General features: G+C 75.4%; 22 protein-coding genes and 7 tRNA genes. 18 read left to right on the top strand and 11 right to left on the bottom strand.

Annotated elements, in window-relative coordinates:
- The first annotated feature begins 79 nt into the window (after positions 1–79).
- The 4 genes from cbiE (at position 80) to ACFY60_RS17440 (ending at position 7,852) form a co-directional block, all read left to right on the top strand.
- A complete protein-coding gene (gene cbiE, locus ACFY60_RS17455) occupies positions 80–1,339 on the top strand; it encodes a precorrin-6y C5,15-methyltransferase (decarboxylating) subunit CbiE (RefSeq protein WP_388612843.1) in 1,260 nt (419 codons plus the stop codon).
- A 306-nt stretch (positions 1,340–1,645) separates the two neighbouring features.
- A complete protein-coding gene (gene cobT / locus ACFY60_RS17450; protein ID WP_388612844.1) occupies positions 1,646–5,395 on the top strand; it encodes a nicotinate-nucleotide--dimethylbenzimidazole phosphoribosyltransferase in 3,750 nt (1,249 codons plus the stop codon).
- Positions 5,396–5,729: 334 nt separating this feature from the next.
- Positions 5,730–6,980 carry a uroporphyrinogen-III C-methyltransferase gene (gene cobA / locus ACFY60_RS17445; RefSeq protein ID WP_388612846.1) on the top strand — a complete coding sequence of 417 codons (1,251 nt, stop codon included), beginning with the start codon at positions 5,730–5,732 and terminating at the stop codon, positions 6,978–6,980.
- A gap of 56 nt (positions 6,981–7,036) precedes the next feature.
- Positions 7,037–7,852 (top strand): TrmH family RNA methyltransferase, encoded by an 816-nt coding sequence (locus ACFY60_RS17440; protein ID WP_388612847.1) that lies wholly within the window; start codon positions 7,037–7,039, stop codon positions 7,850–7,852.
- 87 nt (positions 7,853–7,939) lie between these two features.
- Here the strand turns inward: ACFY60_RS17440 and ACFY60_RS17435 are convergent, their stop codons facing one another.
- The gene (locus ACFY60_RS17435) at positions 7,940–9,085 is read right to left on the bottom strand and encodes a serine/threonine-protein kinase (RefSeq protein ID WP_309053729.1); all 1,146 of its coding nucleotides are present in this window, start codon (positions 9,083–9,085) and stop codon (positions 7,940–7,942) included.
- A 531-nt stretch (positions 9,086–9,616) separates the two neighbouring features.
- Here ACFY60_RS17435 and ACFY60_RS17430 point away from each other — a divergent pair.
- From ACFY60_RS17430 to ACFY60_RS17420, 3 genes are all read left to right on the top strand, one after another.
- Entirely contained in the window at positions 9,617–9,784 is a 168-nt protein-coding gene (locus tag ACFY60_RS17430) for a hypothetical protein (protein ID WP_388612849.1), read from the top strand.
- A gap of 297 nt (positions 9,785–10,081) precedes the next feature.
- Positions 10,082–11,092 carry a phosphotransferase family protein gene (locus tag ACFY60_RS17425; protein WP_388612851.1) on the top strand — a complete coding sequence of 337 codons (1,011 nt, stop codon included), beginning with the start codon at positions 10,082–10,084 and terminating at the stop codon, positions 11,090–11,092.
- A gap of 46 nt (positions 11,093–11,138) precedes the next feature.
- Positions 11,139–11,423 (top strand): zf-TFIIB domain-containing protein, encoded by a 285-nt coding sequence (locus ACFY60_RS17420; protein ID WP_345282281.1) that lies wholly within the window; start codon positions 11,139–11,141, stop codon positions 11,421–11,423.
- Between the two features lie 54 nt (positions 11,424–11,477).
- On the opposite strand, the gene ACFY60_RS17415 is transcribed toward ACFY60_RS17420, so the two are convergent.
- From ACFY60_RS17415 to ACFY60_RS17395, 5 genes are all read right to left on the bottom strand, one after another.
- Positions 11,478–11,549 (bottom strand) — tRNA-Val (locus ACFY60_RS17415).
- A 28-nt stretch (positions 11,550–11,577) separates the two neighbouring features.
- A tRNA-Val gene (locus tag ACFY60_RS17410) sits at positions 11,578–11,649 on the bottom strand.
- A gap of 34 nt (positions 11,650–11,683) precedes the next feature.
- Positions 11,684–11,755: transfer RNA gene (locus ACFY60_RS17405), tRNA-Val, on the bottom strand.
- Between the two features lies 1 nt (position 11,756).
- Positions 11,757–11,830: transfer RNA gene (locus ACFY60_RS17400), tRNA-Cys, on the bottom strand.
- Positions 11,831–11,871: 41 nt separating this feature from the next.
- Positions 11,872–11,944, bottom strand: a tRNA-Gly gene (locus tag ACFY60_RS17395).
- 417 nt (positions 11,945–12,361) lie between these two features.
- On the opposite strand from ACFY60_RS17395, the gene ACFY60_RS17390 reads away from it, so the two are divergent.
- The 3 genes from ACFY60_RS17390 (at position 12,362) to ACFY60_RS17380 (ending at position 15,187) form a co-directional block, all read left to right on the top strand.
- The gene (locus ACFY60_RS17390) at positions 12,362–13,429 is read left to right on the top strand and encodes a chorismate-binding protein (RefSeq protein ID WP_388612853.1); all 1,068 of its coding nucleotides are present in this window, start codon (positions 12,362–12,364) and stop codon (positions 13,427–13,429) included.
- Positions 13,426–14,256: an aminotransferase class IV gene (locus tag ACFY60_RS17385; RefSeq protein ID WP_388612854.1), complete on the top strand. Its 831-nt coding sequence runs from the start codon at positions 13,426–13,428 to the stop codon at positions 14,254–14,256. Before ACFY60_RS17390 ends, ACFY60_RS17385 begins: the two co-directional genes overlap by 4 nt.
- A gap of 88 nt (positions 14,257–14,344) precedes the next feature.
- On the top strand, positions 14,345–15,187 hold the full coding sequence (locus ACFY60_RS17380) for a GNAT family N-acetyltransferase (protein ID WP_388612856.1): 843 nt from the start codon (positions 14,345–14,347) through the stop codon (positions 15,185–15,187).
- A 19-nt stretch (positions 15,188–15,206) separates the two neighbouring features.
- Here ACFY60_RS17380 and ACFY60_RS17375 read toward each other — a convergent pair whose 3' ends face one another.
- Positions 15,207–15,719 (bottom strand): DsbA family protein, encoded by a 513-nt coding sequence (locus ACFY60_RS17375; protein ID WP_388612858.1) that lies wholly within the window; start codon positions 15,717–15,719, stop codon positions 15,207–15,209.
- 167 nt (positions 15,720–15,886) lie between these two features.
- Between ACFY60_RS17375 and ACFY60_RS17370 the strand changes: the two genes are divergently transcribed.
- Entirely contained in the window at positions 15,887–16,312 is a 426-nt protein-coding gene (locus ACFY60_RS17370) for a hypothetical protein (protein WP_388612860.1), read from the top strand.
- 112 nt (positions 16,313–16,424) lie between these two features.
- Positions 16,425–16,664: a hypothetical protein gene (locus ACFY60_RS17365; protein WP_388613028.1), complete on the top strand. Its 240-nt coding sequence runs from the start codon at positions 16,425–16,427 to the stop codon at positions 16,662–16,664.
- Positions 16,665–16,680: 16 nt separating this feature from the next.
- On the opposite strand, the gene ACFY60_RS17360 is transcribed toward ACFY60_RS17365, so the two are convergent.
- Together ACFY60_RS17360 and ACFY60_RS17355 are read right to left on the bottom strand one after the other, a co-directional pair.
- Positions 16,681–17,238, bottom strand: coding sequence for a CGNR zinc finger domain-containing protein (locus ACFY60_RS17360; RefSeq protein ID WP_309053218.1), 558 nt, complete (start codon positions 17,236–17,238; stop codon positions 16,681–16,683).
- 189 nt (positions 17,239–17,427) lie between these two features.
- A complete protein-coding gene (locus ACFY60_RS17355; RefSeq protein WP_015032345.1) occupies positions 17,428–17,841 on the bottom strand; it encodes an SsgA family sporulation/cell division regulator in 414 nt (137 codons plus the stop codon).
- 189 nt (positions 17,842–18,030) lie between these two features.
- Between ACFY60_RS17355 and ACFY60_RS17350 the strand changes: the two genes are divergently transcribed.
- Positions 18,031–18,453: a TIGR02611 family protein gene (locus tag ACFY60_RS17350; protein WP_388612862.1), complete on the top strand. Its 423-nt coding sequence runs from the start codon at positions 18,031–18,033 to the stop codon at positions 18,451–18,453.
- Between the two features lie 54 nt (positions 18,454–18,507).
- A tRNA-Val gene (locus tag ACFY60_RS17345) sits at positions 18,508–18,582 on the top strand.
- Between the two features lie 55 nt (positions 18,583–18,637).
- Here the strand turns inward: ACFY60_RS17345 and ACFY60_RS17340 are convergent.
- Positions 18,638–21,271, bottom strand: coding sequence for an SCO7613 C-terminal domain-containing membrane protein (locus ACFY60_RS17340; RefSeq protein WP_388612864.1), 2,634 nt, complete (start codon positions 21,269–21,271; stop codon positions 18,638–18,640).
- Positions 21,272–21,383: 112 nt separating this feature from the next.
- Between ACFY60_RS17340 and ACFY60_RS17335 the strand changes: the two genes are divergently transcribed.
- Together ACFY60_RS17335 and ACFY60_RS17330 are read left to right on the top strand one after the other, a co-directional pair.
- Positions 21,384–21,830 carry an SRPBCC family protein gene (locus ACFY60_RS17335; RefSeq protein ID WP_388612865.1) on the top strand — a complete coding sequence of 149 codons (447 nt, stop codon included), beginning with the start codon at positions 21,384–21,386 and terminating at the stop codon, positions 21,828–21,830.
- Positions 21,831–21,869: 39 nt separating this feature from the next.
- Positions 21,870–21,941, top strand: a tRNA-Val gene (locus ACFY60_RS17330).
- A 91-nt stretch (positions 21,942–22,032) separates the two neighbouring features.
- Here ACFY60_RS17330 and ACFY60_RS17325 read toward each other — a convergent pair.
- Positions 22,033–22,761 carry a 3'-5' exonuclease gene (locus tag ACFY60_RS17325; RefSeq protein ID WP_388612866.1) on the bottom strand — a complete coding sequence of 243 codons (729 nt, stop codon included), beginning with the start codon at positions 22,759–22,761 and terminating at the stop codon, positions 22,033–22,035.
- A gap of 120 nt (positions 22,762–22,881) precedes the next feature.
- Here ACFY60_RS17325 and ACFY60_RS17320 point away from each other — a divergent pair, with 120 nt between their 5' ends.
- Positions 22,882–23,448, top strand: coding sequence for a DUF4365 domain-containing protein (locus tag ACFY60_RS17320; protein ID WP_388612868.1), 567 nt, complete (start codon positions 22,882–22,884; stop codon positions 23,446–23,448).
- The gene (locus tag ACFY60_RS17315) at positions 23,448–24,764 is read left to right on the top strand and encodes a hypothetical protein (RefSeq protein ID WP_388612869.1); all 1,317 of its coding nucleotides are present in this window, start codon (positions 23,448–23,450) and stop codon (positions 24,762–24,764) included. Before ACFY60_RS17320 ends, ACFY60_RS17315 begins: the two co-directional genes overlap by 1 nt.
- The last annotated feature ends 169 nt before the right edge of the window (positions 24,765–24,933 follow it).

Below are 24,933 nucleotides of genomic sequence, written 5' to 3'. Positions count from 1 at the left end.
TACGCTCGACCCGCCCGGCACCCCTTCCGCCGCGTTCGACCTGCGACGACCCGCACACCACCCCAGGAGACAGACGACGATGGCCGACCGCGTCACCGTGATCGGCTGGGACGGCTCGCCGCTCACCTCGGCGGCCCGGTCCGCGCTCCGCGCCGCCACCCTCGTGGCCGGCGCCGCCCACCACCTGGCCCTGCCCGAGGTGCCCCCCGGTGCCGAACGCGTCCGCCTCGGCAGTCTCGACCTCGCCGCCCGCCGCATCGCCGGCCACCGTGGCACCGCCGTCGTCCTCGCCGACGGCGACCCCGGATTCTTCGGCGTGGTACGCACCCTGCGCGCGCCCGAGCACGGCCTGGAGGTCGAGGTCGTCCCCGCCGTCTCCTCCGTGGCCGCCGCGTTCGCCCGCGCCGGCATGCCCTGGGACGACGCCAAGGTCGTCGTCGCCCACCAGCGCACCCTGCGCCGCGCCGTCAACGTCTGCCGCGCCCACCCCAAGGTCGCCGTCCTCACCTCGCCCGGCGCGGGCCCCGCCGAACTCGCCCTGCTCCTCGACGGCGTCCACCGCACCTTCGTCGTCTGCGAGGAACTCGGCACCGCCCGCGAGCAGGTCTCCGTCCTCACCTCCGACAAGGCCGCCGACCACAACTGGCGCGACCCCAACGTCGTCCTCGTCATCGGCGGCATCGCCGGCGGCGCCCCCGGGACCGCAGGCGCCCCCTGGCTCCTCGGTGAGGACCCGGCGGCCCGTGCGGTACGGGGCTGGGGCCTGCCGGCCGAGGAGTACGGCTCCGGCGGAGCCCCCCGCACCCGGGCGGGCGAGGATCCGGCCCTGCGCGCCGCCCAGCTGGCCCGCCTCGGACCCCGCACCGGCGACCTGGTCTGGGACATCGGCTGCGCCGGCGGCGGGTTCTCCGTCGAGGCGGCCCGCTTCGGTGCCGCCGTCATCGCCGTGGACCTCGACCCCGACGCCTGCGCCCGCACCGCCGCGGCCGCCCGGCGCCACGGCGTCCCCCTCCAGACCGTCCACGGCCGCGCCCCGCACGTCCTGGAGAGCCTGCCCGAGCCGGACGTCGTCCGTGTCGGGGCCGGCGGCGTCCCCGTCGTCACCGCCTGCACCGACCGGCGCCCGGAACGCATCGTCGCCCACGCCTCCACCCGTGACGAGGCCGAGTCCGCCGGCACCGCTCTCACCGCCGGCGGTTACACCGTCGAGAGCCTCCTCCTGCAGACCGTCGGGCTCGACCCGGACGACTGGTCCGAGCGCGAGCGGTCGGTCGTCTTCCTGCTCTCCGGACGCCGCGTCGACCCGCCCGCGCACCGGGCCGGGCCGCCCCACCCGTGACCGCCCCGCCCCACCGGGCCAGGTAGGCTGGCGGATTGTTGTACCGCACCCGGACGTTCGGCGTTCTGTTCGTCAATGTCCTGAAACGCTGGCCCTTTTGGCCCGCTGATGTGGTACGGAGCAACGGGGGGACCGCGCGACGTGGCGCAGTCCACAGCGCACCGTGGCGGATCTCCCTGCCACGATGGCCGAGGGCCGCGACAATGCTTGGGTGTCCGCGCGTCCTCCGTGCCGCGCGACGCGGACGCTCGTTCTTGTCGACGGGCGAAGGTCTGAAGGAGCACAACCGATGGGCGAGGGGTACGCATGACGGACACCGGCCAGATCCCGGGCGAGGGGCTGCCGGAGAACGCAGGCATGGTCGAGCAGCCGGGCGTTCCCGCGCCGGCTGCGTACACCTACCTGGACCCCTCCGAGCACACAGCCGAGGACGACGACCTGCTCCTGATGCCGGGTACGCAGGGAGCCTGGAGCGAGCAGCCGCCGGGGGCCACGCCCGCCCCGCCGGTCGCCGTCCCCCCGCCGCCCGCCGCCCCCGTGGCCCCCGGCCACGAGGCACCGCACCAGGGTGTGGCGCAGCACGCCGGCCAGGCCGCCGAGGCCCCGCGGGCCGGTGACCCGCTGACCGATCCGCTCACGGGCCCGCTGCCGGACTCCGCCGTCCTCGCCGACCAGCTGACCGCCCCCGCGGCGGCCACCCCGCCGCAGGGCGTGCCGCTCCCGCCCCAGGGAGCCGGCACCCCCGCGCACGGCGTCCCGGCCGCGCCGCAGGAGCAGCCGGTCGTGACCGACCACGGGTACGAGCCCGGCATCCTCGACACCGGCGCCCACGAGGCCGCCGGCCGCGACACCGGCTCCGTGGACCTCGGCGGGGTCCGCGTCCCGCCGCCGGCCACCGCCCCGGGGCCGCAGCACGGCCGCCGCCCGCTGCACATGGGACCGGCCGTGCCCGAGGGCACCGGAGGCGTGGTGCGCTCCCTCGCCGACCGCGGTCCCGCCACGGCACCCGCTCCCGCGGCGCAGCCCGCGCCGGCCCCGGCGCCCGAGCCGGTCGTGGCGACGGCGCCCGCGCCCATGCCCGTACGGAACCCGGGGCCGCCCACCACGGGCCCCGAGTACTTCGACATCGCACAGGACCAGTCGCTCGGGCAGGGCCGGCAGCTCGCCCCGCAGGGTGCGGAGCCGTGGCCGGCGCAGCCCCAGGTGGCCGAGGTTCCCGCAGAAACGGTCGTTCCGCCGGCCGGCCGGTTCGTCCAGGTGGAGGGCACCGTCCCGACCGCCCCGCACCTGGCCCCGACGCCCGTCGCGGAGCCCGCCCCGGCCCCCGTCCCGCAGGAGGCGCCCGAGGCGCCCGAGGACGCGGCCGCCCTCCCCGCCGAGGCCCGGCCGGAGCCTCAGCCGGCCGCCGAGCCGGTGCCCGAGGCCGCCGCCGAGCAGCCCGCCGTCGCCCAGCCGACCGTCCCCGCGCCGCGCGAGGGCGAGCCGGCCACGGCACCTGCCGCCGAAGCCGTACCGGTCGCCGTCCCGGAGGAGGCCGCGGAGGCCGCTCCGGCGGAGGCCGGGCCGCTGCCCGCCGCCGAGATGCCCATGACGGAGCCGGCCGCGGAGCCCGTGGAGGTCCGGTCCGAGCCGGAGACGCCGGCCGAGGCCGCCGTGCCCGCGGAGCCCGCCGAGGTCCCGCAGACCGATGAGACGGCCGTCGCCCCCGCCCCGCCCGCCGAGGCCGCCGTGCAGCCGCTCCCCGAGGAGCAGATGGCCGAGGAGCAGACGGCCGAGGCCCCGGCCGTCACCGAGGCCGTGCCCGTCGAGGTCCCGGCCGTCACCGAGGCCGCGCCCGTCGAGGTCCCGGCCCCCGTCGCCCAGCCCGCCGAGCCGGCCCCTGTCGAGCCGGCCCCTGTCGAGCCGGCCCCTGTCGAGCCGACCCCTGTCGAGTCGGTCCCCGTCGAGCCGGCCGCTCCCACCGGGGCTGTCGCCGACACCGCGGCCGAGGCCGTGCCCGTGGAGGTGACCGGCGAGCCGGAGATGCTCCCGGAGGCCGCCACGGAGGCCGGCACCCCGGAGGAGACCCCCGCGGCCGAGGTCCCGCAGGCGCCGGAGGCCGCGCACCCCGCCCCCGCCGCCGAGGTCCCGCAGGCCGACGAGACGGCCGGCGCCCCCGCCACCACGGACGAGCCCGGCGAGCCGACCGCACCGACCGCACCGGCCGAGCCGGCCGCACCGGTCGAGAGCGCGGAGCCCGTCGCGCCGGTGGAGACCGCCGAGCCCGCCGTCCAGGACGCGGAGCCGGCCGAGGACGCCGTCACCGCTCCCGCCGCCGAGGCCGGACCCCCGGCCCCCGGTTACGACGAGGCCGAGCGCGAGGCCGTCCTGCGCGTGATGCGCGAGCGCCGCGACATCCGCAACGGCTTCCGCTCCGACCCGATTCCGCACGAGGTGCTCCTCCGCGTCCTGGAGGCCGCCCACACGGCCCCCAGCGTCGGCCACTCCCAGCCCTGGGACTTCGTCGTCATCCGCTCCGCCGAGACCCGGCAGACGATGCACGAACTCGCCCAGCGGCAGCGCGAGGCGTACGCGAACTCGCTGCCGAAGGCCCGGGCCAAGCAGTTCAAGGAACTGAAGATCGAGGCCATCCTCGACACCCCGGTGAACATCGTCGTGACCGCCGACCCCACCCGGGGCGGCCGCCACACCCTCGGCCGCTACACGCAGCCGCAGATGGCCCCCTACTCCTCGGCCCTCGCCGTCGAGAACCTGTGGCTCGCCGCCCGCGCCGAGGGCCTCGGCGTCGGCTGGGTCAGCTTCTTCGACGAGCGCGAGATGGTCCGCGCCCTCGGTCTGCCCGAACACCTCGAAGTGGTCGCGTACCTCTGCGTCGGCTACGTCGACGAGTTCCCGGCCGAGCCCGAGCTGATGCAGGCGGGCTGGTCCAAGCGCCGCCCGCTGGCCTGGGTCGTCCACGAGGAGACGTACGGCCGCCGCGCCCTGCCCGGCGAGGAGCCGCACGACCTCCTCCAGGAGACCGTCGCCAACATCCGCCCGCTGGACGCCAAGGCGCTCGGCGAGGCCTGGGAGCGGCAGAAGCGGATGACCAAGCCGGCCGGCGCGCTCGGCATGCTGGAGATCATCTCCGCCCAGCTCTCCGGTCTCTCCCGGATGTGCCCGCCGCCGATCCCCGAGCCCGCCGCCGTCGCGATCTTCGCGGGCGACCACGGCGTCCACGCCCAGGGCGTCACCCCCTGGCCGCAGGAGGTCACCGGGCAGATGGTGGCCAACTTCCTCGGCGGGGGAGCGGTCTGCAACGCCTTCGCCAACCAGGTCGGCGCCGAGGTCTGCGTCGTCGACGTCGGCGTCGCCGCCGAGCTGCCGGCCACCCCGGGGCTGCTGCCCCGCAAGGTGCGCCCGGGCACGGCCGACTTCACCACCGGCCCGGCGATGACCCGCGAGGAGGTGCTCGCCGCGGTCGAGGTCGGCATCGAGACCGCCCGCGACCTCGTCGCCGCCGGCAACAAGGCGCTCCTCACCGGTGAGATGGGCATCGCGAACACCACCGCGTCCGCCGCCCTCATCTCGGTCTACACCGGCGTGGACCCCGCCGAGGTCACCGGCCGCGGCACCGGCATCAACGACGAGACCCACGCCCGCAAGGTGGACGTGGTGCGGCGCGCGCTCGACCTGCACCAGCCGGACCCGGCCGACCCCCTCGGCGTCCTCGCCGCGGTCGGCGGCCTGGAGCACGCCGCCCTCGTCGGCCTGATCCTGGGCGCGGCCTCGCTCCGTACCCCGGTCATCCTCGACGGCGTCTCCACCGGTGCGGCGGCCCTCGTCGCCCGGGCGATCGCGCCCGAGTCGCTCGCGGCCTGCATCGCCGGCCACCGCAGCGCCGAGCCGGGCCACGTGGCGGCCCTCAACAAGCTGGGCCTGCGCCCCCTGGTCGACCTGGACCTCCGCCTCGGCGAGGGCACGGGCGCGCTGCTCGCCCTGCCGCTGGTGCAGAGCGCGGCCCGCGCGATGCACGAGGTGGCCACGTTCGACTCGGCGGGCGTCACCGAGAAGTAGGGCCTTTCCGCACCGGCGCAGGAGCCCGACCCGGAAGTCCGGGCCGGGCTCCTGCGCCGCCCGGCCCCGCCCGTACGTCCGCGTCCCCGGGCGGTCCCGCCCGGCCCGGCGGAGCCGTACGGTGCCTCCCGCGCCGCCCCGGCGCCGTACCGCCCCCACGCGTACCGCGCCTCCCGTACCACCGGGGCCCCGCGCCCCCGAGGGACAAGGGTCACAGCGTGCCCGGCCCCCCTCACCGATATCGTGGGCACGGGCCCACCGCCCGTCCCACCAGCCGCTTCACCGCCGCAGCGGCCCCCCTCATCCGCACGCCCCTCCGAGGAGCCGCCCGCACATGGCCGAGCACGCCGCGCACCCCGCGCACGCCGAGCACCCCGCCTACCCCGTCGGCCTGCGCCTCGCGGGCCGCCGCGTCGTCGTCCTGGGCGGCGGCCAGGTCGCCCAGCGCCGGCTCCCGGCCCTCATCGCCGCCGGTGCCGACATCACCCTCGTCTCCCCGTCCGCGACCCCCTCGGTGGAGGCCATGGCCGAGGCCGGCGAGATCACCTGGGTCAAGCGGCGGTACGAGGACGGGGACCTCGCCGAGGCCTGGTACGCGCTCGTCGCCACCACCGACCCGGCCTCCAACGCCGCCGCCTCCGCCGAGGCCGAGCGCCGCCGGATCTGGTGCGTCCGCTCCGACGACGCCGAGGCCGCCAGTGCCTGGACCCCCGCCACCGGCCGCTGCGAGGGCGTGACGGTGGCCGTGCTCACCGGCCACGACCCGCGGCGCTCGGCCGCCGTGCGCGACGCCGTCCTCGAAGGTCTCAGGGACGGCTCCCTCGCGGCCCCGCAGCAGCGGGCCCGGACCCCGTTCGTCGCCCTCGTCGGCGGCGGTCCCGGCGACCCGGACCTCATCACCGTGCGCGGCCGGCGTCTGCTCGCCGAGGCGGACGTGGTGATCGCCGACCGCCTCGGCCCGCGCGACCTCCTGGACGAACTGCCCCCGCACGTCGAGGTGATCGACGCGGCGAAGATCCCGTACGGCCGTTTCATGGCCCAGGAGGCCATCAACAACGCCCTCATCGAGCACGCCAAGGCCGGAAAGTCCGTCGTCCGCCTCAAGGGCGGCGACCCGTTCGTCTTCGGCCGGGGCATGGAGGAGGCCCAGGCGCTCGCCGCCGAGGGCATCGCCTGCACGGTCGTCCCCGGCATCTCCAGCTCGATCTCGGTCCCCGGCGCGGCGGGCATCCCCGTCACCCACCGGGGCGTCGCCCACGAGTTCACCGTGGTCAGCGGCCACGTCGCCCCCGACGACCCGCGCTCGCTCGTCGACTGGGCCTCGCTCGCCAAGCTCACCGGCACCCTGGTGATCCTCATGGGCGTCGACAAGATCGGGAAGATCGCGGAGGCGCTCGTCGCCCACGGCAAGGACCCGGACACCCCGCTCGCGCTGGTCCAGGAGGGCACCACCGCCGCCCAGCGCAGGGTCGACGCCACCCTCGCCACCGTGGCGGAGGTCGTCAGGACCGAGGACGTGCGCCCGCCCGCCGTCATCGTGATCGGCCCCGTCGTCGCGGAAGGCCCCGGCAAGCCGGTCCGCTGACCGCGCCCGCCCCCGCTCCTTTTGGCACTCCACCCCGGACAAGGCAGTATCACCCCGTGGCCGAACTCATCACCATCGACGACCCCGACGACCCGCGCCTGCACGACTACACCGGGCTGACCGACGTCGAACTGCGCCGCCGCCGCGAGCCCGCCGAGGGCCTGTTCATCGCGGAGGGCGAGAAGGTCATCCGCCGGGCCCGGCAGGCGGGTTACGCGATGCGGTCGATGCTGCTCTCGGACAAGTGGGTCGACGCCATGCGCGACGTCATCGACGAGGACCCCGCGCCGGTGTACGCGATCCAGCCGGAACTCGCCGAGCGGGTCACCGGCTACCACGTGCACCGGGGCGCCCTCGCCTCCATGCAGCGCAAGCCGCTCCCGGACGCCGCCGAACTGCTCGCCGGCGCCCGGCGGGTGGCCGTCATGGAGTCGGTCAACGACCACACCAACATCGGCGCCATCTTCCGCAGCGCCGCCGCCCTCGGCATGGACGCCGTCCTGCTCTCCCCGGACTGCGCGGACCCGCTCTACCGGCGCTCCGTCAAGGTCTCCATGGGCGCCGTCTTCTCCGTCCCGTACGCCCGCCTGGAGAGCTGGCCCCGGGGACTGGAGACCGTACGGGAGGCGGGCTTCAGGCTGCTCGCGCTCACGCCGGCGGAGCGGGCCACCGCGATCGACGAGGCCGCCCCGCACCGGCTCGACCGGGTGGCGCTGATGCTCGGCGCCGAGGGGGAGGGGCTCTCCCCCCAGGCCCTGCGGGCCGCCGACGAGTGGGTCCGCATCCCGATGGCCCACGGCGTGGACTCCCTCAACGTGGGCGCGGCGGCGGCCGTCGCCTTCTACGCCGTCACCTCGGGCCGCCCGGAATAGGTCCCCCTAGGCCGTGTCTTTCGGATCAGGCCGGATCAGGGCGCGGCGCCAGACGCCGCGAGCCCGGCAAGATCCGAAAGACACGGCCTAGCCCTGGAGCGCCTGCGCGGCGGCGATCCCCAAGGCCACGACCAGCGTCACCACGACGAAGACGAAGAGGCGCTGCCGCAGCAGTCGCGGATTGGCGGGACGCCGGCCCGTGGAGGTGGAGCGGGCTCCGGGCCGGGACTGCGGATTGCGGGAACCGCCGGTCCGGGGGCCGCCCGAGGGCCGCGACGACGGCCCCGTACCGCGCCCCCGCTCCGGGGACCGGCCCCGGGTGTCGCGCTCCGTGTACCGCTCGGTCGGCCGTACGTGGCCGCGCTCCTCGGTGCGGTCCCGCTGCGCCGGCGGGCGGGAGGCCGGCAGCCCCTGCGCCTCGCGGGCCGCGATCTCCTTCAGCCGCATCGACAGCTGGAGCGTGCTCGGGCGCTCCTCCGGGTCCTTCGCCAGACACGCCCTGATCAGCGGCGCGAGGGCGTCCGGCACCCCCTGCAACTGCGGCTCCTCGTGCACCACCCGGTAGAGCATGACCTCCGAACTGCCGTGCCCGAAGGGGGAGTCGGCCATCGCCGCGTACGCGAGGGTGGCGCCGAGCGAGAAGACGTCCGTGGCCGGGGTGACCGCCGCGCCGCGCACCTGCTCGGGTGCCAGGAAGCCGGGCGAGCCGACGGCGGTGCCGACATGGGTGAGCGTGCTGGCCCCGGTGGCCCACGCGATGCCGAAGTCGATGATGCGCGGGCCCTTGGGAGAGAGCAGGATGTTGGAGGGCTTCAGATCCCGGTGCACCACGCCCGCCTCGTGGACGGCGACCAGACCCTCCGAGAGGGCGGCTCCGATCGCGGCCACGTCCGCCGCCCGCAGGGGACCCTCCTCGGCGACCCGGTCGTGCAGCGACGGGCCGGGCACGTACTGGGTCGCGAACCACGGGCGCTCGGCCTCCAGATCGGCCGCCACCAGCCGGGCCGTGCACCCGCCGCGGATCCGCCGGGCCGCGGACACCTCACGGGCGAACCGCGACCGGAACTCCTGGTCCTCGGCCAGATCGGGTCGGATCACCTTCAGCGCCACACGCTGTCCGCGCCGGTCGGATCCGAGGTACACGACCCCCATCCCTCCGGCCCCCAGCCTGCGGTGGAGGCGGAACGACCCGACGATCCGCGGATCCTCGCGCCGGAGCCGCATCATCGCCATGTCCGTCCCCTCGTCCGTTCGACGTGGCACAGCTTACGTAGTGGCGCCCCCGCGTGCTCATAGGCCGCGCCCTCACGCCCGGATCGATTGTCAGTGCTGAGGGGGACACCGCCCGGGCGGTCCGTGCCCGCTCTCCGCCAACGCCCCTCCTGCACGGTCCACTTGACGTGTCGTCCGGACGAGGGGAGCGCGCCCGGGCCCGCCGCCGGAGGCTCTCGTGGGACGGCGGAGCCGGGCCGGGGCCGGGGACGTGAGCGACGTCACCCCGCCGACCTTCTTCGGCCACCCGACGGCCGGTTCCCGGCCTCCACCCCGCACCGCTCGGGGAAGTCCCCCACATCTCCACCGCCGTCTCCACCCAGGGGAGTACGCCGGGGGGCCGGGCGTCATCCTCCGGGAGGCCCGCAAGTCGGTACGCGGGCATGACGTCCCGCCGCTCCCGGCTCCCTAATGTTGAGGTCAAGCGGCGGGTGCAGCACTCGTCCCCCGAGGTCCCGCACCCGCCGCGCCGGACACGACAGGAGAGGAACCATGGCCTACACGGCACAGCGGTCGACACCCCGCCCTTCGGGGCACCGTCACCCCCTGGTGGCCACCGCCATGGTCCTCCCTCTCGCGGCCCTGCTGGTGGTCGTCTTCGGCGGCTGGGAAGCGGTGGTCACACAGGCGTCGTCCGTGGGCGTGATGCTGGGGCGCTGAGCGGCGCCCCGGACCCGGGAGAGCGGCCCGGGTCGGGGACATCCGGCCAACAGCCCCGTGGGGACGGGGGTGCGGCGGACGGCAACGCGAGGCCGGTCAGCTGGGGAGCTGACCGGCCCTCGCGCATGTCCGGCGGTGCCGCGGACAGTGGTCTCCTTCGCCGGGCGGGCGCCGGTACGCCCCCGGACGACCGTGCGGTACGCGCTCCCGCCCGCCACGGTGGCCGGGCAGTCCCGCCGTCGGCCCCGCACACCCGCGCCCCTCGGCGGCCGGCGCCCCACCGCGTACGCTCCCCGCGTGGAGACCGCAGCCCCGAACCAGCCCGACGTGCCCGCGCGGCTCGCCGTCCTCGCGCGTGCCGCCGCGCACGGGACCGGCCGCCCCTGCGACTGCGCCGGGGGCCTGCTCCGGGTGCTCGCGGACCGGGCCGACGGCACCGTCGTCAGGCACGGGGCGCTCGTGGCGAAGGCGCACGCCCCCGACACCGACCCCGAGGGGCACCGCGCCCGGCTCGCGCTCGCCGCGCACCCGTCCGTCGCCGGGATCTTCCTGCCGCCGCTCCCGCTCCCGCCCGCGGGTGGCCGGGGCGCGGGGGAGGGCGGCACCGCCGCCGTGGTGGCCGGTCGGCCCGTGACCGTCTGGCCCTACGGCCCGCCCGTGGACCCGGAGAATCCCGACGCCGCCCCCTGGGAGGAGGCGGCCCGGCTCCTGGCCCTGCTGCACCGCACTCCTGCGCCGGGGGACCTTCCCGCGCCCCTCCCCGCGATGCGGGCCCCGGTGAAGGCCGCCCTAGCGGTCGACCGGATGCTCCGGGCCGCACCGGACCACCCGGCCGCCGCGACCGTCCTGCGCGCCTGGCGGACCGTCCCCGGGCCCCGGCTCGTCCCCGAGCCCCGGGAGCGGTTCCTGTGCCACGGCGACTTCCATCTCGGCCAGCTCGTCCGGGACGCCCGCGACCCGGTGCACCGGCCCTGGCGACTCATCGACGTGGACGACGCGGGCCTCGGCGATCCCGCCTGGGACCTGGCCCGCCCCGCCGCCTGGTTCGCGGCCGGACTCCTGCCCGCCGACGTCTGGTCCCGCTTCCTCGGCGCGTACCGGGCGGCGGGCGGACCCGCGGTCGGGACCGACCCCTGGGACCGGCTCGACGTACCGGCCCGTGCCCTCACCGTCCAGACCGCCGCCCTCGCCCTGGCCAAGTCCACGGCGGAGGGCCGGCCGCTGGACGAGGTGGAGGAGGTGATGATCGACACCTGCGCCCGTATCGCCGGGAACCGAACCGACCCCGCCCCACCTGCGTCCACGTAAGGTGAGGTCATCATTCGAACGGCAACGGCAGGGAGTTGAGCCGAGCATGCAGTGTCCCAAGTGTCGTGCGGCCATGCACACGTACAACCGCAACGGTGTCCAGATCGAGCAGTGCAGCGGTTGCCGGGGGATCTTCCTGGACTACGGCGAGCTGGAGGCCCTGACCCGCCTGGAGGCCCAGTGGGTCCAGCAGGCCCCGCCCGCCCCGCCGGCCGCCTACCCGGCGCAGCCCGCCCCCGCCGCTCCTGCCTGGGGCGCCCCGCAGCACGGCGGCCACCACGGCGGTCACTACCGTCAGCGCGGCTTCGGACGGATGCTCTTCTCCTCCTGAGCACACGAAGAAGCCCCCGGCCGCTGAGAGGCAGCCGGGGGCTTCTTCGTAGGGTGCGCGATACTGGGATTGAACCAGTGACCTCTTCCGTGTCAGGGAAGCGCTCTCCCGCTGAGCTAATCGCGCGGGTGCACCCGGGGTGCGGGGTACTGCGTGCGCGATACTGGGATTGAACCAGTGACCTCTTCCGTGTCAGGGAAGCGCTCTCCCGCTGAGCTAATCGCGCGGGGGATCCGAAGATCCAGGACCCGAAGATCCAGTGGACGATACTGGGATTGAACCAGTGACCTCTTCCGTGTCAGGGAAGCGCTCTCCCGCTGAGCTAATCGTCCTTGGAGGTGGAGACGGGATTTGAACCCGTGTAGACGGCTTTGCAGGCCGTTGCCTCGCCTCTCGGCCACTCCACCAGGAGTGTGATTACGGGGGTTCGGGAAGATCCCCCACATCGAGCGGACGACGAGATTCGAACTCGCGACCCTCACCTTGGCAAGGTGATGCTCTACCAACTGAGCCACGTCCGCCTGTCGTTTCCGTTCCGCTTGCGCGTCCCGGCGACGTGTTGAACTCTAGCGGATTCCTGGGCCAGTACAAAAACGCGTTTCCGCAGCGTGCTGACCTGCGGGCGGAACGGGGTGCCCGGGCGGGCCCCGCCGGCGGTCCGCGCCCCGGTCACCCGCCGTGTCCCCCGGGTGGCCGTCCGCCCCGGCGCGGGCCGGGGCCCGCGCCCGCCGACCGGGACCCCGCGCGGGGGCACGGCGCGGACCTAGGCCGTGTCTTTCGGATCTTGCCGGGCTCGCGGCGCCTGGCACCGCGCCCCGCTGCGTTGTCGTCGGTCGCCGATGCTCCGCATGGACTCCCTCCTCCGCCTTGCGATGCACGGCGCCAGACGCCGCTCCCTGATCCGGCCTGATCCAAAAGACACGGCCTAGACTCGATGCGTGCACGACCTTCCTCCCCTCGCCCGCTTCGGCGGCCTCGTCGCGACCGATCTCCGGGACGTCACCCATGACCCGGAGGCCCTGGACTCCACCGGCTTCTGGGCCGTCTGCGCCGACTTCGAGGGCCGGCTCACCTGCGCCCGCTTCGGCGACGTGCGGCGCGACCCGGTTCCCGCGCCGGTCCCCGGGGCCTGGGCCGGTCCCCGGCCCGGTGACTGGACGTCCTCGCTCGACCGCGACGGGTACACCGCCGGAGTGCGGCGCGTGCGCGAGCACATCGCGCGCGGGGAGGTCTACCAGGCGAACCTCTGCCGGGTGCTGACCGCGCCGCTGCCGGACCCGGGGCGGGCCGACGTCGACGCGCTGACCGCGCTGCTCGCCCGCGGCAACCCCGCCCCGTACGCCGGAACGATTCGCCTGCCCGCGCACGGAGTGGAGATCGCCACCGCCTCCCCGGAGCTCTACCTGCGCCGCGAGGGCGCCCGGGTCACCTCCGGGCCCATCAAGGGGACCGGCCGCACCGCGGCGGACCTCCTCCCCAAGGACCACGCCGAGAACGTGATGATCGTGGACCTGGTCCGCAACGACCTGGGCCGCGTCTGCGAGGCCGGTTCCGTCGCGGTCCCCGAGCTCTGTGCCGTCGAGGAGCACCCCGGCCTCGTGCACCTCGTCTCCACCGTCGCCGGCCTGCTCACCGAGGACGCGGGCTGGCCGGAGCTGCTCCGCGCCACCTTCCCGCCCGGCTCCGTCACCGGCGCCCCCAAGTCGAGCGCCCTGCGGATCATCGAGACCCTGGAGACGGCGCCCCGCGGCCCGTACTGCGGAGGCGTGGGCTGGGTCGACGCGGACGCCGGTACCGGGGAGCTGGCCGTCGGCATACGCACCTTCTGGATCGACCGGCCCGAAGGCGTCCTCCGCTTCGGAACCGGAGCCGGGATCACCTGGGGCTCCGATCCCGAGCGGGAGTGGGAGGAGACCGAGCTGAAGGCCGCCCGGCTGGTCGCGATAGCGTCGGGCGGCCACGAGTCAGGCGCCTTCGAGGCGAGCGGAAAGGCCACTTCTCGATGAAACTCTGGGTCAACGGCGGGCTGCGCGACGCGGAGACCGCCCTGGTCTCCGTCCTGGACCACGGACTGACCGTCGGCGACGGCGTCTTCGAGACGGTCAAGGCGGAGCGCGGCGAGACCTTCGCCCTCACCCTCCATCTGGAGCGGCTCGCCCGTTCCGCCCGGGGGCTCGGCCTGCCGGAGCCCGACCTCGACGAGGTCCGCCGGGCCTGCGCCGCCGTCCTGGCGGCCAACCCGGTGGAGCTCGGCCGGCTCCGCATCACGTACACGGGCGGCCTCTCGCCGCTCGGATCGGAGCGCGGCGACGCCGGGGCCAGCCTGGTCGTCGCCGTCGGCGCGACGAGCCGGCGGGCCGACACGACGGCCGTGATCACCGTGCCGTGGACCCGCAACGAGCGCGGCGCCCTCACCGGCCTGAAGACCACCTCGTACGCGGAGAACGTGGTCGCCCTCGCCCGGGCCCGCGAACAGGGCGCCACCGAGGCGCTGTTCGGCAACACCGTCGGACAGCTCTGCGAGGGCACCGGCTCGAACGTCTTCGTGGTGATCGACGGCACCGTCCACACCCCGCCGGTCTCCTCCGGCTGCCTCGCGGGCATCACCCGGGCCCTCGCGGTGGAGTGGACGGGGGCCCGGGAGACCGAGCTGCCGATGGACGTCCTGGAGACCGCCGACGAGATCTTCCTGACCTCCACCCTCCGCGACGTACAGGGCGTGCACCGCGTCGACGGGCGCCCGCTCGGCCCGGGGCCGGGTCCCGTGACCGCGAAGGCCATGCGGGTCTTCGACGAGCGCGCCGCCCTGGACCGGGACCCGCGGCTCGGCTGACCCGCCCCGGCATCCGGGGCCGCACCCTTCGCGGCCGGTGCCGTAAAACCGGATGACGGACGGCCCCGGGATGGGTAGAACACGGGTGATGACCACCACCCTGCGGCCGGTCGAGCCGCTCCAGCAGACGCCCGAGGGCGGACGTTCCCGGACGTACGACGTGTGTGTGAACAGCCGCCGCGTGGGCTCCGTCCGCCTCAGCACGGATCCCGGCTTCGGCGCCGCCGTGGGCGTGATCGAGGACCTCCGGATCGCCGAACCGGACCGGCGGCGCGGGAGGGGCACGGTGGCGGCGCTCGCCTCGGAGGAGGTGCTGCGCGGCTGGGGCTGCGCGGAGGTGCTGATCTCGGTGCCCGCGGAGGCGGAGGCGGCGCTGCGGATGACCCGCGCCCTGGGCTACACCGAGCGCAGCAGGAACATGCTCAAGGAGCTGCCACCCGGCGCGCCGCCGGAGCTGCCGGAGGGTGTGGAGGTGCGCGCGATGACCGAGGCCGAGTTCGAGGCGTGGTCGGCGCGGGCCAAGGAGGGCTTCGCGCTGAGCTGGATCGAGCGCGGCGTCCCGGAGGAGCAGGCCCGGGCGAAGGCCGAGGAGAGCCACCGCCGTCACCTGCCGCAGGGCCTGGCGACCCCGGGCGCGGCCGTGCACCTCGCCGTGCGGGACGGCCGCGACGTCGGCCTCCTGTGGACCGGCCGGATGGAGGCGACTCCGGGGGAACGGCTGGGGTTCGTGTACGAGGTGGAGGTCGCGGAGGAGCAGCGGGGCCGGGGATACGGCAGGGCGCTGATGCTGCTGGCCGAGCGCGTCGCGCGGGAGGCGGGGGAGACCCGGCTCGGACTGCACGTCTTCGCGGGCAACACCCCGGCGCTCCGGCTCTACGACTCGCTCGGCTACCGCACGACCCACGTCAACAGCGCGAAGACGCTCCTGTAGGACGGGGCCCGGGGACCTCTCAGGCGGTGAGCAGCCGGTCGGCGACGGCCTCGACGCGGGCGCGCAGGCCCTCCTGGCTGCGGCCGCCGTCGAGACGCTCCCCGCCGATCACGTAGGTCGGCGTGCCGGTGACCTTGATCGCCTTGCCCTCGGCCTCGTCCGCGTCCACGGTGAGCAGGTGCCGGCCGTCGATCAGGGCCGTGTCGAACTCCTCCGTGTCCAGGCCCAGCTCCGCGGCCACCTCCAGGAGGACGGGCTCGCCCCGGTCGGCCAGGTCGGCGGTCCTGGCGAGCAGGGCCTCGGCGTACGGCCAGCCCTTGCCCTGCGCGGCGGCCTCCTCGGCGGCCTGGGCGGCGGCGTAGGCGTGCTTGTGCTTGGCCAGCGGGAAGTGCCGCAGCTGGACGTCGAGCCGGTCGCCGTACTTCTCGCGCAGGGCGCGGACGTCACCGAGGGCCTGGAAGCAGTCGGGGCACTGGAGGTCGAACCAGGCCTCCAGGACGACGGGGGAGGATGCGGTGGTGGTGTCGCTCATGGGAGCAGTCTTCCAGCCGTGCCCCGGACGCCCAACCGGGACCTGGGGAGGAGGACCCTGACGGGGCGACCCGGAGATCTCCCTGAGACCGGTCCGGGGGCGTGGCCCGGACGGTGGGGCGCGGTGCAGGATGGAAGGGTCGGACCGTCCGGGACCTGGAGGATCGCATGCTCGCCGAGACCATTTGTTCCGCGGTGGCCGCCGCGGGCCTGGGCATTGCCGCGATCTCGGCCTTCCGGAGGCGCTTTCTCACGGCGACCCGGATCGCGGCCTACGCGCTGGTGCCGTTGGGGCTGGTGATGACGGGCGCCGTCGAGTGGATCGCGGGGACGGCGTTCAGCCCGGTCGCCTGGGCGGGGTTCGGTGTGCTGGGGGCGGCCTGGCTGCTGTTCCTGTCGGTCCGCGCGGTCGAGCGGCGCCGTGCCGGGCGGGGCGAGGTGGACGGGGCGGCGGGCCGTCCGGCCGTCGCGCCGGGCGCCTCGGCACCGTCCGGATCCTCCCGTGGCGTGAGAGGAAAGCCCCAGGCGGGGCCCGCGTCCGGCGGTGACGACTTCAGCGACATCGAGGCGATTCTGAAGAAGCATGGAATCTGATCGTTTGTGTCCGCTCCCGTCTCCGTCGATCCACGGGATGGGGTGAACGCCCCCGGGCGCGGGGCGTGTTGCGGGATTTTCCGGGCGCGCGGTGCGCGATCATCCCCCCGAGATGCCGGATACCTCGCGGAAGCCCGCCCCCACCGATGTCCCGTTCGACTCCCCGGCCGATCGGCCTGTCGAGATTCCCCAGGTCGCCGTCCCCGCGGTGGGCGAGAGCGGCGCCGAGTCCTCGGCGGAGGAGCCCCGGGGATGTCTCTTCGCGCTCTCGCAGCCGCCGCTGATGATCTTCCTCGGGGTGATCGGCGCCCTGCTGCTCGCCGCGGCCGTGCACGATCTCTTCGTCCTGTGACGGGTGGGACCGGCACTCAGCCGGCGGCCTCCTTGCGGCGCGCACGGTAGGCGGCCACGTGCAGCCGGTTGCCGCAGGTGCGGCTGTCGCAGTAACGGCGGGAGCGGTTGCGGGAGAGGTCGACGAAGGCGCGGCCGCAGTCGGGTGCCTCGCAGCGCCGCAGGCGCTCCTGCTCGCCCGCCACCACGATGAAGGCCAGCGCCATGCCGCAGTCGGCGGCGAGATGGTCGGCCACCGAGGCGCCGGGCGCGAAGTAGTGCACGTGCCAGTCGTAGCCGTCGTGGTCCGTGAGCCGGGGCGTCGTGCCGGCGCCCGCCACGAGCTGGTTGATCAGCGGGGCCGCGATCCGGGCCTCCGGGGCGCTGAAGACCGCCGCGAACTTCTCCCGCACCGCACGCACGGCCCGCAGGTCGCCGGGACCGAGCTCACCGACGTCGCTGATCTTGTGCGCCTCGACGAAGGCGCACAGCGCCGGGAGGTCCGCGAGCTCGTCCTCGCGGTCACCCTGCGGCGCGGTGTTCATCAGATCGACGACGGTGTCGAGGGCGATCCGGGTGTCGTGGGGGATCAGCACGATTCGCTCCCTGGCCGGACGCGGGCGGGCGCCCGCGGATTGGCGCTGACTCTAGCGCGCCCCGGACAGCACAGCGGCGCCCGTCACCGCGCCGGCTGCGCGGTGGAGGCGCCGGATGTCATGCCTGTGTGACTGCCCGCGCGGCGCCGTCTCCCCGAGTCGGACGGCGCCGTGCGGCTCTCGGCTGGCTCAGCTGTCGGCCAGGATGTGGGAGAGCTCGGTGTCGAGATCGAAGTGGCGGTGCTCCGTGCCGGGTGGCACGGCCGCGTCGGTCCGCTTGAGGAACGATTCCAGGGCCCGCGCCGGGGCCTCGAGCAGGGCTTCGCCCTCGGGGGAGCTGAGGGCGATGCAGACGACTCCCTGACCGTGGCTGCGGGACGGCCAGACCCGGACGTCGCCCGTGCCGGTGGGCCTGTGCAGCCCCTCGGCGAGAAGGTCGCGGGCGAAGACCCACTCGACCGTCTCCTCGGCTCCGGTGTGGAAGGTGGCGTGCACGGCATACGGATCGGCCGTGTCATACCGCAGGCCCGCCGGTACAGGCAGTGAGGACTCGCTCGACACAACGAGGCGCAGGTGCAGCTCGCAGCTGACCGTGGTGTTCATAAGCGCCAGGGCCTTTCGCTCAGTGTGCGCTCGGGGATTCGCACGTCGGCGAAATCGACATGCCACGTCAGGTGCCGTTGTAAACCCCTCTGTCGGTTTTGTGGGCGTTCAGGTAGCTCGTATGGACGCGTGTAACTTTGGGTAATACGGCCTTTCCGGTCGGAGCCCCCCGTCCGGTAAGTTGGGCCCATGAATGCGGAGAGTGACGAGCGCACCGGGGAATCCGCGGACGGCCAGGACGCCGAACTCGGATCCCGGGCACCGGAGTTCATCAAGTCCCGCCGGACCCTGCACCTGAGCTGGCAGGTCGGCGTCTTCGTCGTGGGACTCGCCGTGGTCGGCGCGGGCATCGTGATGTTGCCCCTGCCCGGACCCGGCTGGTTGGTCATCTTCGCCGGCATGGCGATCTGGGCGACCGAGTTCGTCTGGGCCCAGCTGGTGCTGCGCTGGACCAAGCGGAAGGTGACCGAGGCCGCCCAGCGGGCCCTCGATCCCAAGGTCCGCCGCCGCAACCTGATCCTCACGACGGTCGGTCTCGTGATCGCCGGGGTGCTCATCGGCCTGTACCTGTGGAAGTTCGGCTTCGTCATGCCGTGGAAGATCGACCAGTGACCCCCGGCTGGTGCGGGAGCCCCGCTGACATGGGGTAATGTTGGCGATGCGCCCGGGCGATTAGCTCAGTGGGAGAGCGCTTCGTTCACACCGAAGAGGTCACTGGTTCGAACCCAGTATCGCCCACCACCCGGACCGAAGGCCCGGAGACGACCACCGTCTCCGGGCCTTCGGCGTACCGGCCTCAGCGCATCCGGGAGAACCGCTCCCGCAGCGTCCGCGCGTCCCGCAGCCGGTGCTCGTACGTGGCACCCACCCCCAGCAGCAGCAGGCCCGCCAGGGCCGGCGGCAGCCAGCGGGGCAGCGCGCCCACCACCTGCACCACGTACGGCGCCAGCTCGTGCAGCCCCACCAGGACCAGCACCACGCCGCCCAGGAGCAGGGGCGTCCGCAGCCGGAACCGCGCCCCCAGCAGCGTCACCCCGAGCGCGGCGGCTCCCAGGGCCGGCGGACGGACCCACGCGGGGTCGGTCCAGACCGCCACCACGCCGGGCAGGAACGTCACCGCGAGCCCCGGCCCGTACGCGGTCCAGGAGGAGGCCTCCGGGTCCCTCCGCCGCCGCAGCAGGCCCACCACCAGCGCGGGTACCGTCACCGGCAGGGTGTACGCCTCCGGGGTCGTCACCTCCCAGGCCGCGAGCCGCACCCAGACCGCCGCCAGGGACAGACCCGCCGCCGCCCACGAGGCGAAGCGGCGCCGCTCCGGCCGGAGGGCCGTCGCCAGGGCGATCACCCCGCCGAGGGCCAGCACCAGCGCCAGGTACGCGGGACGGGAGACCGCCAACCCCACCGCGAACAGCCCCACGGCCGCCCCCGTCACCTCCACCGCCAGGGCCACCGGACGGGCCTTCGCGCCCAGAGCGGCCGTCGCCGCCGGCACCAGCAGCAGGGCCAGGGCCGTGTGGTGGTGGCCCAGTCCGGCGGAGGCGGCCGTGGCGAGCACCAGGCCCGCCGCCGCGAGCACCGCGCCGACGGCGGCGGCCGTCCGCCGCGCGCCGGGGGCGAGCACCGCCACGCCCGTGAGGAGCACCGACAGCAGCCCCAGCACGGTGAAGGTGCCACCCCGCGTGTCCAGACCCAGGCCGAGCGCGCTCACTCCCGAGGCGCACCCGGCGGTGAAGCCGAGCCACCCGAGGACGGTCGCGGCCTCCTGGGCAGCGGCCGGGGGAAGCCCCCTCGTCACGAACCCCGACCGGGCGGCGAGCGTCAGGGCCGCCGCCGCCGTCACCAGCTGGACCGTGAGGGTCCCGGCGTACGGGAGGCCGAACGTCACGGGCAGGGCCGTGAGCAGGGCCCAGCCGAGCGCGAGCGCGCCTCCGCGCGCCCAGAGCCTCGGCAGCGAGGCGAGGGCCGCTCCCACCAGGAGCAGGACCGCCAGGGCGGTCGCCGGGTACGGCGCCAGGACGCGCTCGGCGTGCCGCCCGGACCAGACACCCGTGGTCCTGGCCGACGGCTCCAGGAGCCCGGCGGCCACGGGCGGAAGCGCCCACAGGACGCCGAGGACCAGCCCGAGGGCCCCGGCCCCGGCCAGACCCGTCCGTACCGCCCCGGTCGGCCACCCGGCCCGCCGGGACCCCGCCCCGGCCTTCCCGGGAGCGGCGCCCGCACCGGCCCGCGTACCGGCACCGGTCGCCGTGCCCGCAGCACCGGCCGGCGGCCGCTCCGGCCTCGCCGGGCCGGTCGGCCCGGTCGGCCGTACGGCCCGGTCCTCCGGGCCGTGGGCGTCGGCCGCCGCCCGAGCCCGCGCCGGATCGGCGCCGGGACCCCACGCGGGGTCTCCCGCCGGCCCCGTCGGCGCTCCCCACGTCGCCCACCCGCCGCGGGCGGTCGGCTCTCCCGCGGGGCCCGGGCGCCAGAGGGCCGCCAGGGGAAGGGCGCACAGGACGTACGAGGGGACCGCCCAGTCGTCCGGGAGGGCGGTTCGCAGCAGGCCACCCGTGGCGGCGAGGACCGACAGGCCGCCGAGGCCCGCGGCGGCCACCGCGACCGCGGGGGCGCTCCGGGCCACGTACAGGCAGAGCGCGGCCGCCGCCAGGAGCAGTGGCGCGGCCGTCCACGGAGAGCCGAGGGAGAGCCAGCCGCCCGTCAGCAGGGCCCAGGCGCCCAGCGCCGCCCCGCCGGCACCCGCCGTGGCCCGGACCGCCACCGGCCGGGTCCGCCGTACCACCGCCGCGTCCAAGGCGGCCGTCACCAGCGCCGCCCAGGCGAACGCCGTCACCCCGCCCCCCGCGGCCAGTACCCCCAGCGGCAGCGGCAGCTGAGCGGCCGCCGCCGCCGCGGGCAGCGGGATCCGCAGCCGGGACAGCGCCGAGCCGTAACCGGCCCACGCCCCGGCGAGAACGGCCGAGACCGCCGCCGCGTACCCGAGCCCGTCCGTCCCCGGCAGGGCCACCCGGTGCAGGGCGTACGCGTCGAGCACCATCAGGACCAGCCCGAGCACGGCCACCGACTCGGCCGTCGACACCAGGCCCCTGCGCAGCAGTGCGACCGGAGCCGCCAGGGTCGCCGAGGTCACGAGGGCGAGCACCGCGGCCCGGCCGGCGATCCCCATCGAGCCCCAGCTGACCAGGGTGAAGGCGATCGCCGCGATCGTCAGGAGGGTTCCCCCGAGCGTCAGCAGCACGTTCTGCGCGCCGCGTGGCGACGCCTCCGGGGCGTGCGGCGGCCGGAACGGAGCGGCCTGCGCGGCGACCGGCCGGTACAGCGTTCCGACGAGCCAGGCCCGGCGGGCCAGCAACTGGGCGCGCCGTTCGTCGAGGCGGGCCAGCTCGCGGTCGACGAGCACGAGCTCCTCCGCGGGCGGCAGGGTGTTGTCCATGTTCCGGAGTGTGGTCCCGGCCACAGCGCCGGGGAAGCGTCGGCATACTCAGATCCGCACCTGAGTACGCCCGGTGCCCGCGTGTGCGAACCGGGCGGCCACACTGGGACCCATGGACTGGCACCGGTACCGCTTCCGCAGCGTCTGGCGGCTCGACGCCCCGCCCGCCACCGTCTACGCCGTCCTGGAGCGGCCCGAGGACTACCCCCGCTGGTGGCCCCAGGTCCGCGAGGCCGTGCCCGTCGACGGGACCGAGGGCACCGCCCGCTTCCGGTCCTTCCTCCCGTACGACCTCGTCGTCACCGTCCGCGCCCTGCGCCGCGACCCCCGCGCCCACGTCCTGGAGGTCGGGCTCGGCGGCGACCTGGACGGATGGGCCCGCTGGACCCTCACCCCGGAAGGCTCCGGCACCCGTGCCCTGTACGAGCAGGAGGTCGAGGTCCGGGCTCCGCTGATGCGGGCGTTCGCCGTCGTCGGCCGGCCCCTCTTCCGGGCCAACCACGCCCTGATGATGCGGAGCGGACGGCGCGGACTCGCCTCCCACCTGCGCCGGGTTTGAACGAACCGCGCGAGGGCCTGTATGGTTCAACCCGTTCCCGGGCGATTAGCTCAGCGGGAGAGCACTTCGTTCACACCGAAGGGGTCACTGGTTCGATCCCAGTATCGCCCACCGGGAGAGGCCGGTCCGTCGTCACGACGGACCGGCCTTCCGCATTCCGGGCCCGCTCACCGGGGCGTCCTTCCCTCCGGCCACCCGCGCCTCACGCCGCCGTGCGCAGCTCCGGACGGAGCGGCCACGCCGGGTCCACCAGCTCCGGCGTCCCCTGCCGCGCGAACCAGGCCTGGAGCCCGCGCGCCTGCGCCGCGTGCCACACCGCCTGGAGCGTGTGCAGCTCCGCCGGCGTCAGCCGCTCCAGGCGGGAGGCGAAGCGCCGCCCCACCGCCCGTACGACCTCCATCGCCGCCGCCGCGTCCGCCGCCGCGTCATGGGCGGCGCCCAACTCCACCTCGTAGTGCGCGCACAGGTCCGTCAGCGTCCGGCGGCCCTTCCGGTACCGGTCCAGATGCTTGTCGAGCACCCGCGGGTCCAGGACGCACAGCGAGGTGGTCTCCAGGTAGCGGCCCAGCGAGGACGCCCGGTGGCGGCGCAGCTCACGGTCCAGGATCGTCAGATCGAACGGGGCGTTCATCACCACCAACGGCCGCCCCATCGCCGCCTGTTCGGCGAGCGCCCGGCCCACCTCCTCCATCACCGGCGCCGGCCAGCGGCCGTTGCGCTGAAGGTGATCGTCCGTCAGGCCGTGGACGGCCGTCGCCGCTTCCGGCACCGGTATGCCGGGGTTGACCAGCCAGCGCGTCACCCGGGGGCGCGCTCCGGCGGTGTCCTGCACGACGAGGGCGGCCGAGACGATCCGGTCCTCCTCGACGTCAACTCCCGTGGTCTCCGTGTCGAATGCGGCCAGGGGCCCTTCGTACCAGTGCGTCGTCATCCCCGAACTCCTCGCCCGCTCCGGGCAGATGGCCAACCCCCTGCCCGAAGCGGTGATACCCGGACCGTTTGCGACGTACGCGGACCGGTCACAACACAAGGGACGGGGAAGGAAGACGACATGGCGCTCGCCCAGCCCGAGTCGGAAGGGCTTCCGTCGCAGCGGGCGGCACCGGCGCGCGGCTCGCTCGCCACCACCGCCTGCATGGAGACCCTTCAAGTGGGCTACCTGCACGCGGTCGCGGCCGCGGCGGGCTGCTCGCTCGCACAGCCCTTTCCGGACAACGGCATCGACTGGCACGTGAGCCACAGCGCTCCCGGACACACCATCGACGACGAAGTGACCATCAAGGTGCAGCTCAAGTGCACCTACCAGATACCGCCGCGCCCGCCCGGCAGCACCTTCTCCTTCACCCTCGACAACGACCACCTGGTGAAACTCGCCCGGACCCCCGTGGCCGTGCACAAGATCCTGGTCGTGATGCTCGTCCCGAGGGAACCGGAGAACTGGCTGAGCGCGAGCCACGACCGGCTCGACCTGCGGCACTGCTGCTACTGGATCAACCTGGCCGGGCACCCGGTCACGGGACGGCGGCGGACCACCGTCCGCGTCCCCACGGCGCGGATCTTCGACGACCGGGCGCTCTGCGACATCATGACCCGGGTCGGCGGGGGAGGGAGACCCTGATGCACCGGCCGATCGACGAACCCGAGTACGGGAGCGGGTACGGGAACCGGCGCGACCCCGGCCCGTCCCCGTACCGGCCCCACCCGGCTCCCGGCGAGCTTCCCGGACCCTGGACCGGCATCCCCGCCCCGCCGTCCGGCCCCTGGGCCGACGCGCAGGGCACCCCCGACCCCGGCCGGGTCGATCCCCGGGTCCTCGGCGCCCTCCTCGCCCGCCACGGCTGGCGGCGGCGCGGCGGGGCGGCCGGCCGCTACGGCCGCTGGACACCGCCCGGCAGCGGCAGCGGCATCGGCGGCACCAGCCTCCTCGTCCCGGAGAGCCGCGCCTTCCCCGACTGCGACGACCTGCTCGGCGAGGCGCTGACCGCGCTCGCCCGCAGCGCCGCGCCCTCCGCCCGCGAGGTCCTCACCGGGCTCTGCGTGCCCAGCGACGAGATCCGCTGGTGGCGCGACGTGCCGCCGGGCCCCTCCGGCACCGTGCCCTGGACCGTGCAGGAACAGCTCAGGTCGGCCGCCCGCCAGCTCCTCGTGGCCGGGGCCCTCGCCGTGCGCGGCCGGGCCGGCTACCACGGCGCCCGCCACCGGCGCGCCGCCCAGGCCTCGCTGGAGACCGCCGTCGTCGCCGCCGCGCCCGGCGGCCGCGCCCTGACCGCCTTCCTGCCCGTCGACCCCGGGCGGCCCATCGCCGTCCGGCTCTACCACGCCCTGTACGCGGCCCGCGAGGCCACCGACTACCAGCGCGCCACCGGCGGCATGGACGCCTTCGACTCCGCCGTCGAGGCCGGGGTCAGCCGTGAGCTGGTCGAGGCGCTCATCGCCCTGGTGCGGGGCAGCGAGGGCGCCAGGATCGCCCTGGAGTGGGCCCCGGCGGCCGGCACCCCCGAAGGCTGCGCGGCCCGTCCCGAACCCGTCGAGTTCTCGCCAGGCGACCTGCCCGCCCTGCGCGCGGCGGGCGCCCGTTACCTCGCGGACGAGCCGTCCGTGCCGGTGCGGATCACCGGAGCAGTGGTCCGCATGCGCCGCTCCGGCCCGCGCGGTGAGGGCACGGTGCGGCTCCGGGTCCTCGCCGGGGCCGAGGTCCCGCACGTCCGGGTCACCCTCGACGAGGAGGCGTACCGCATCGCCGGCCACGCCCACCTCCTCGGCCTGCCGATCCGGCTCGTCGGCCGCTTGGAGAGCCGGGGCGGCTTCCGGCGCCTGACCGACGCCTCCGGGGTCGTACCGGTCCAGGTCGACGAGGCGGAACGCGACCGCCTGATGAAATCGCTCCAGGAGAACCTCGACTTCTTCGAGGAGGCGTGCGGCGGGGACACCTGACGCCCCTTGCCGGGGCGCCCGGCGACGGGGCTCGGGGAAGGGCCGGGGAAAACCGTTTCGCGGCCGGCCGGATCGGCTCGGTACGATCAGCGGTGACGCGGCACCTCGTCTCTGCCGCGCACCGCCGGCGCCGGCACCTCGTGTCTGCCTGCGCCCTTATGTATGGAGC

Source organism: Streptomyces sp. NPDC012827, assembly GCF_042900905.1.
Lineage (GTDB): Bacteria > Actinomycetota > Actinomycetes > Streptomycetales > Streptomycetaceae > Streptomyces > Streptomyces gulbargensis.
This window is presented reverse-complemented; position numbering and strand designations above follow the sequence as displayed.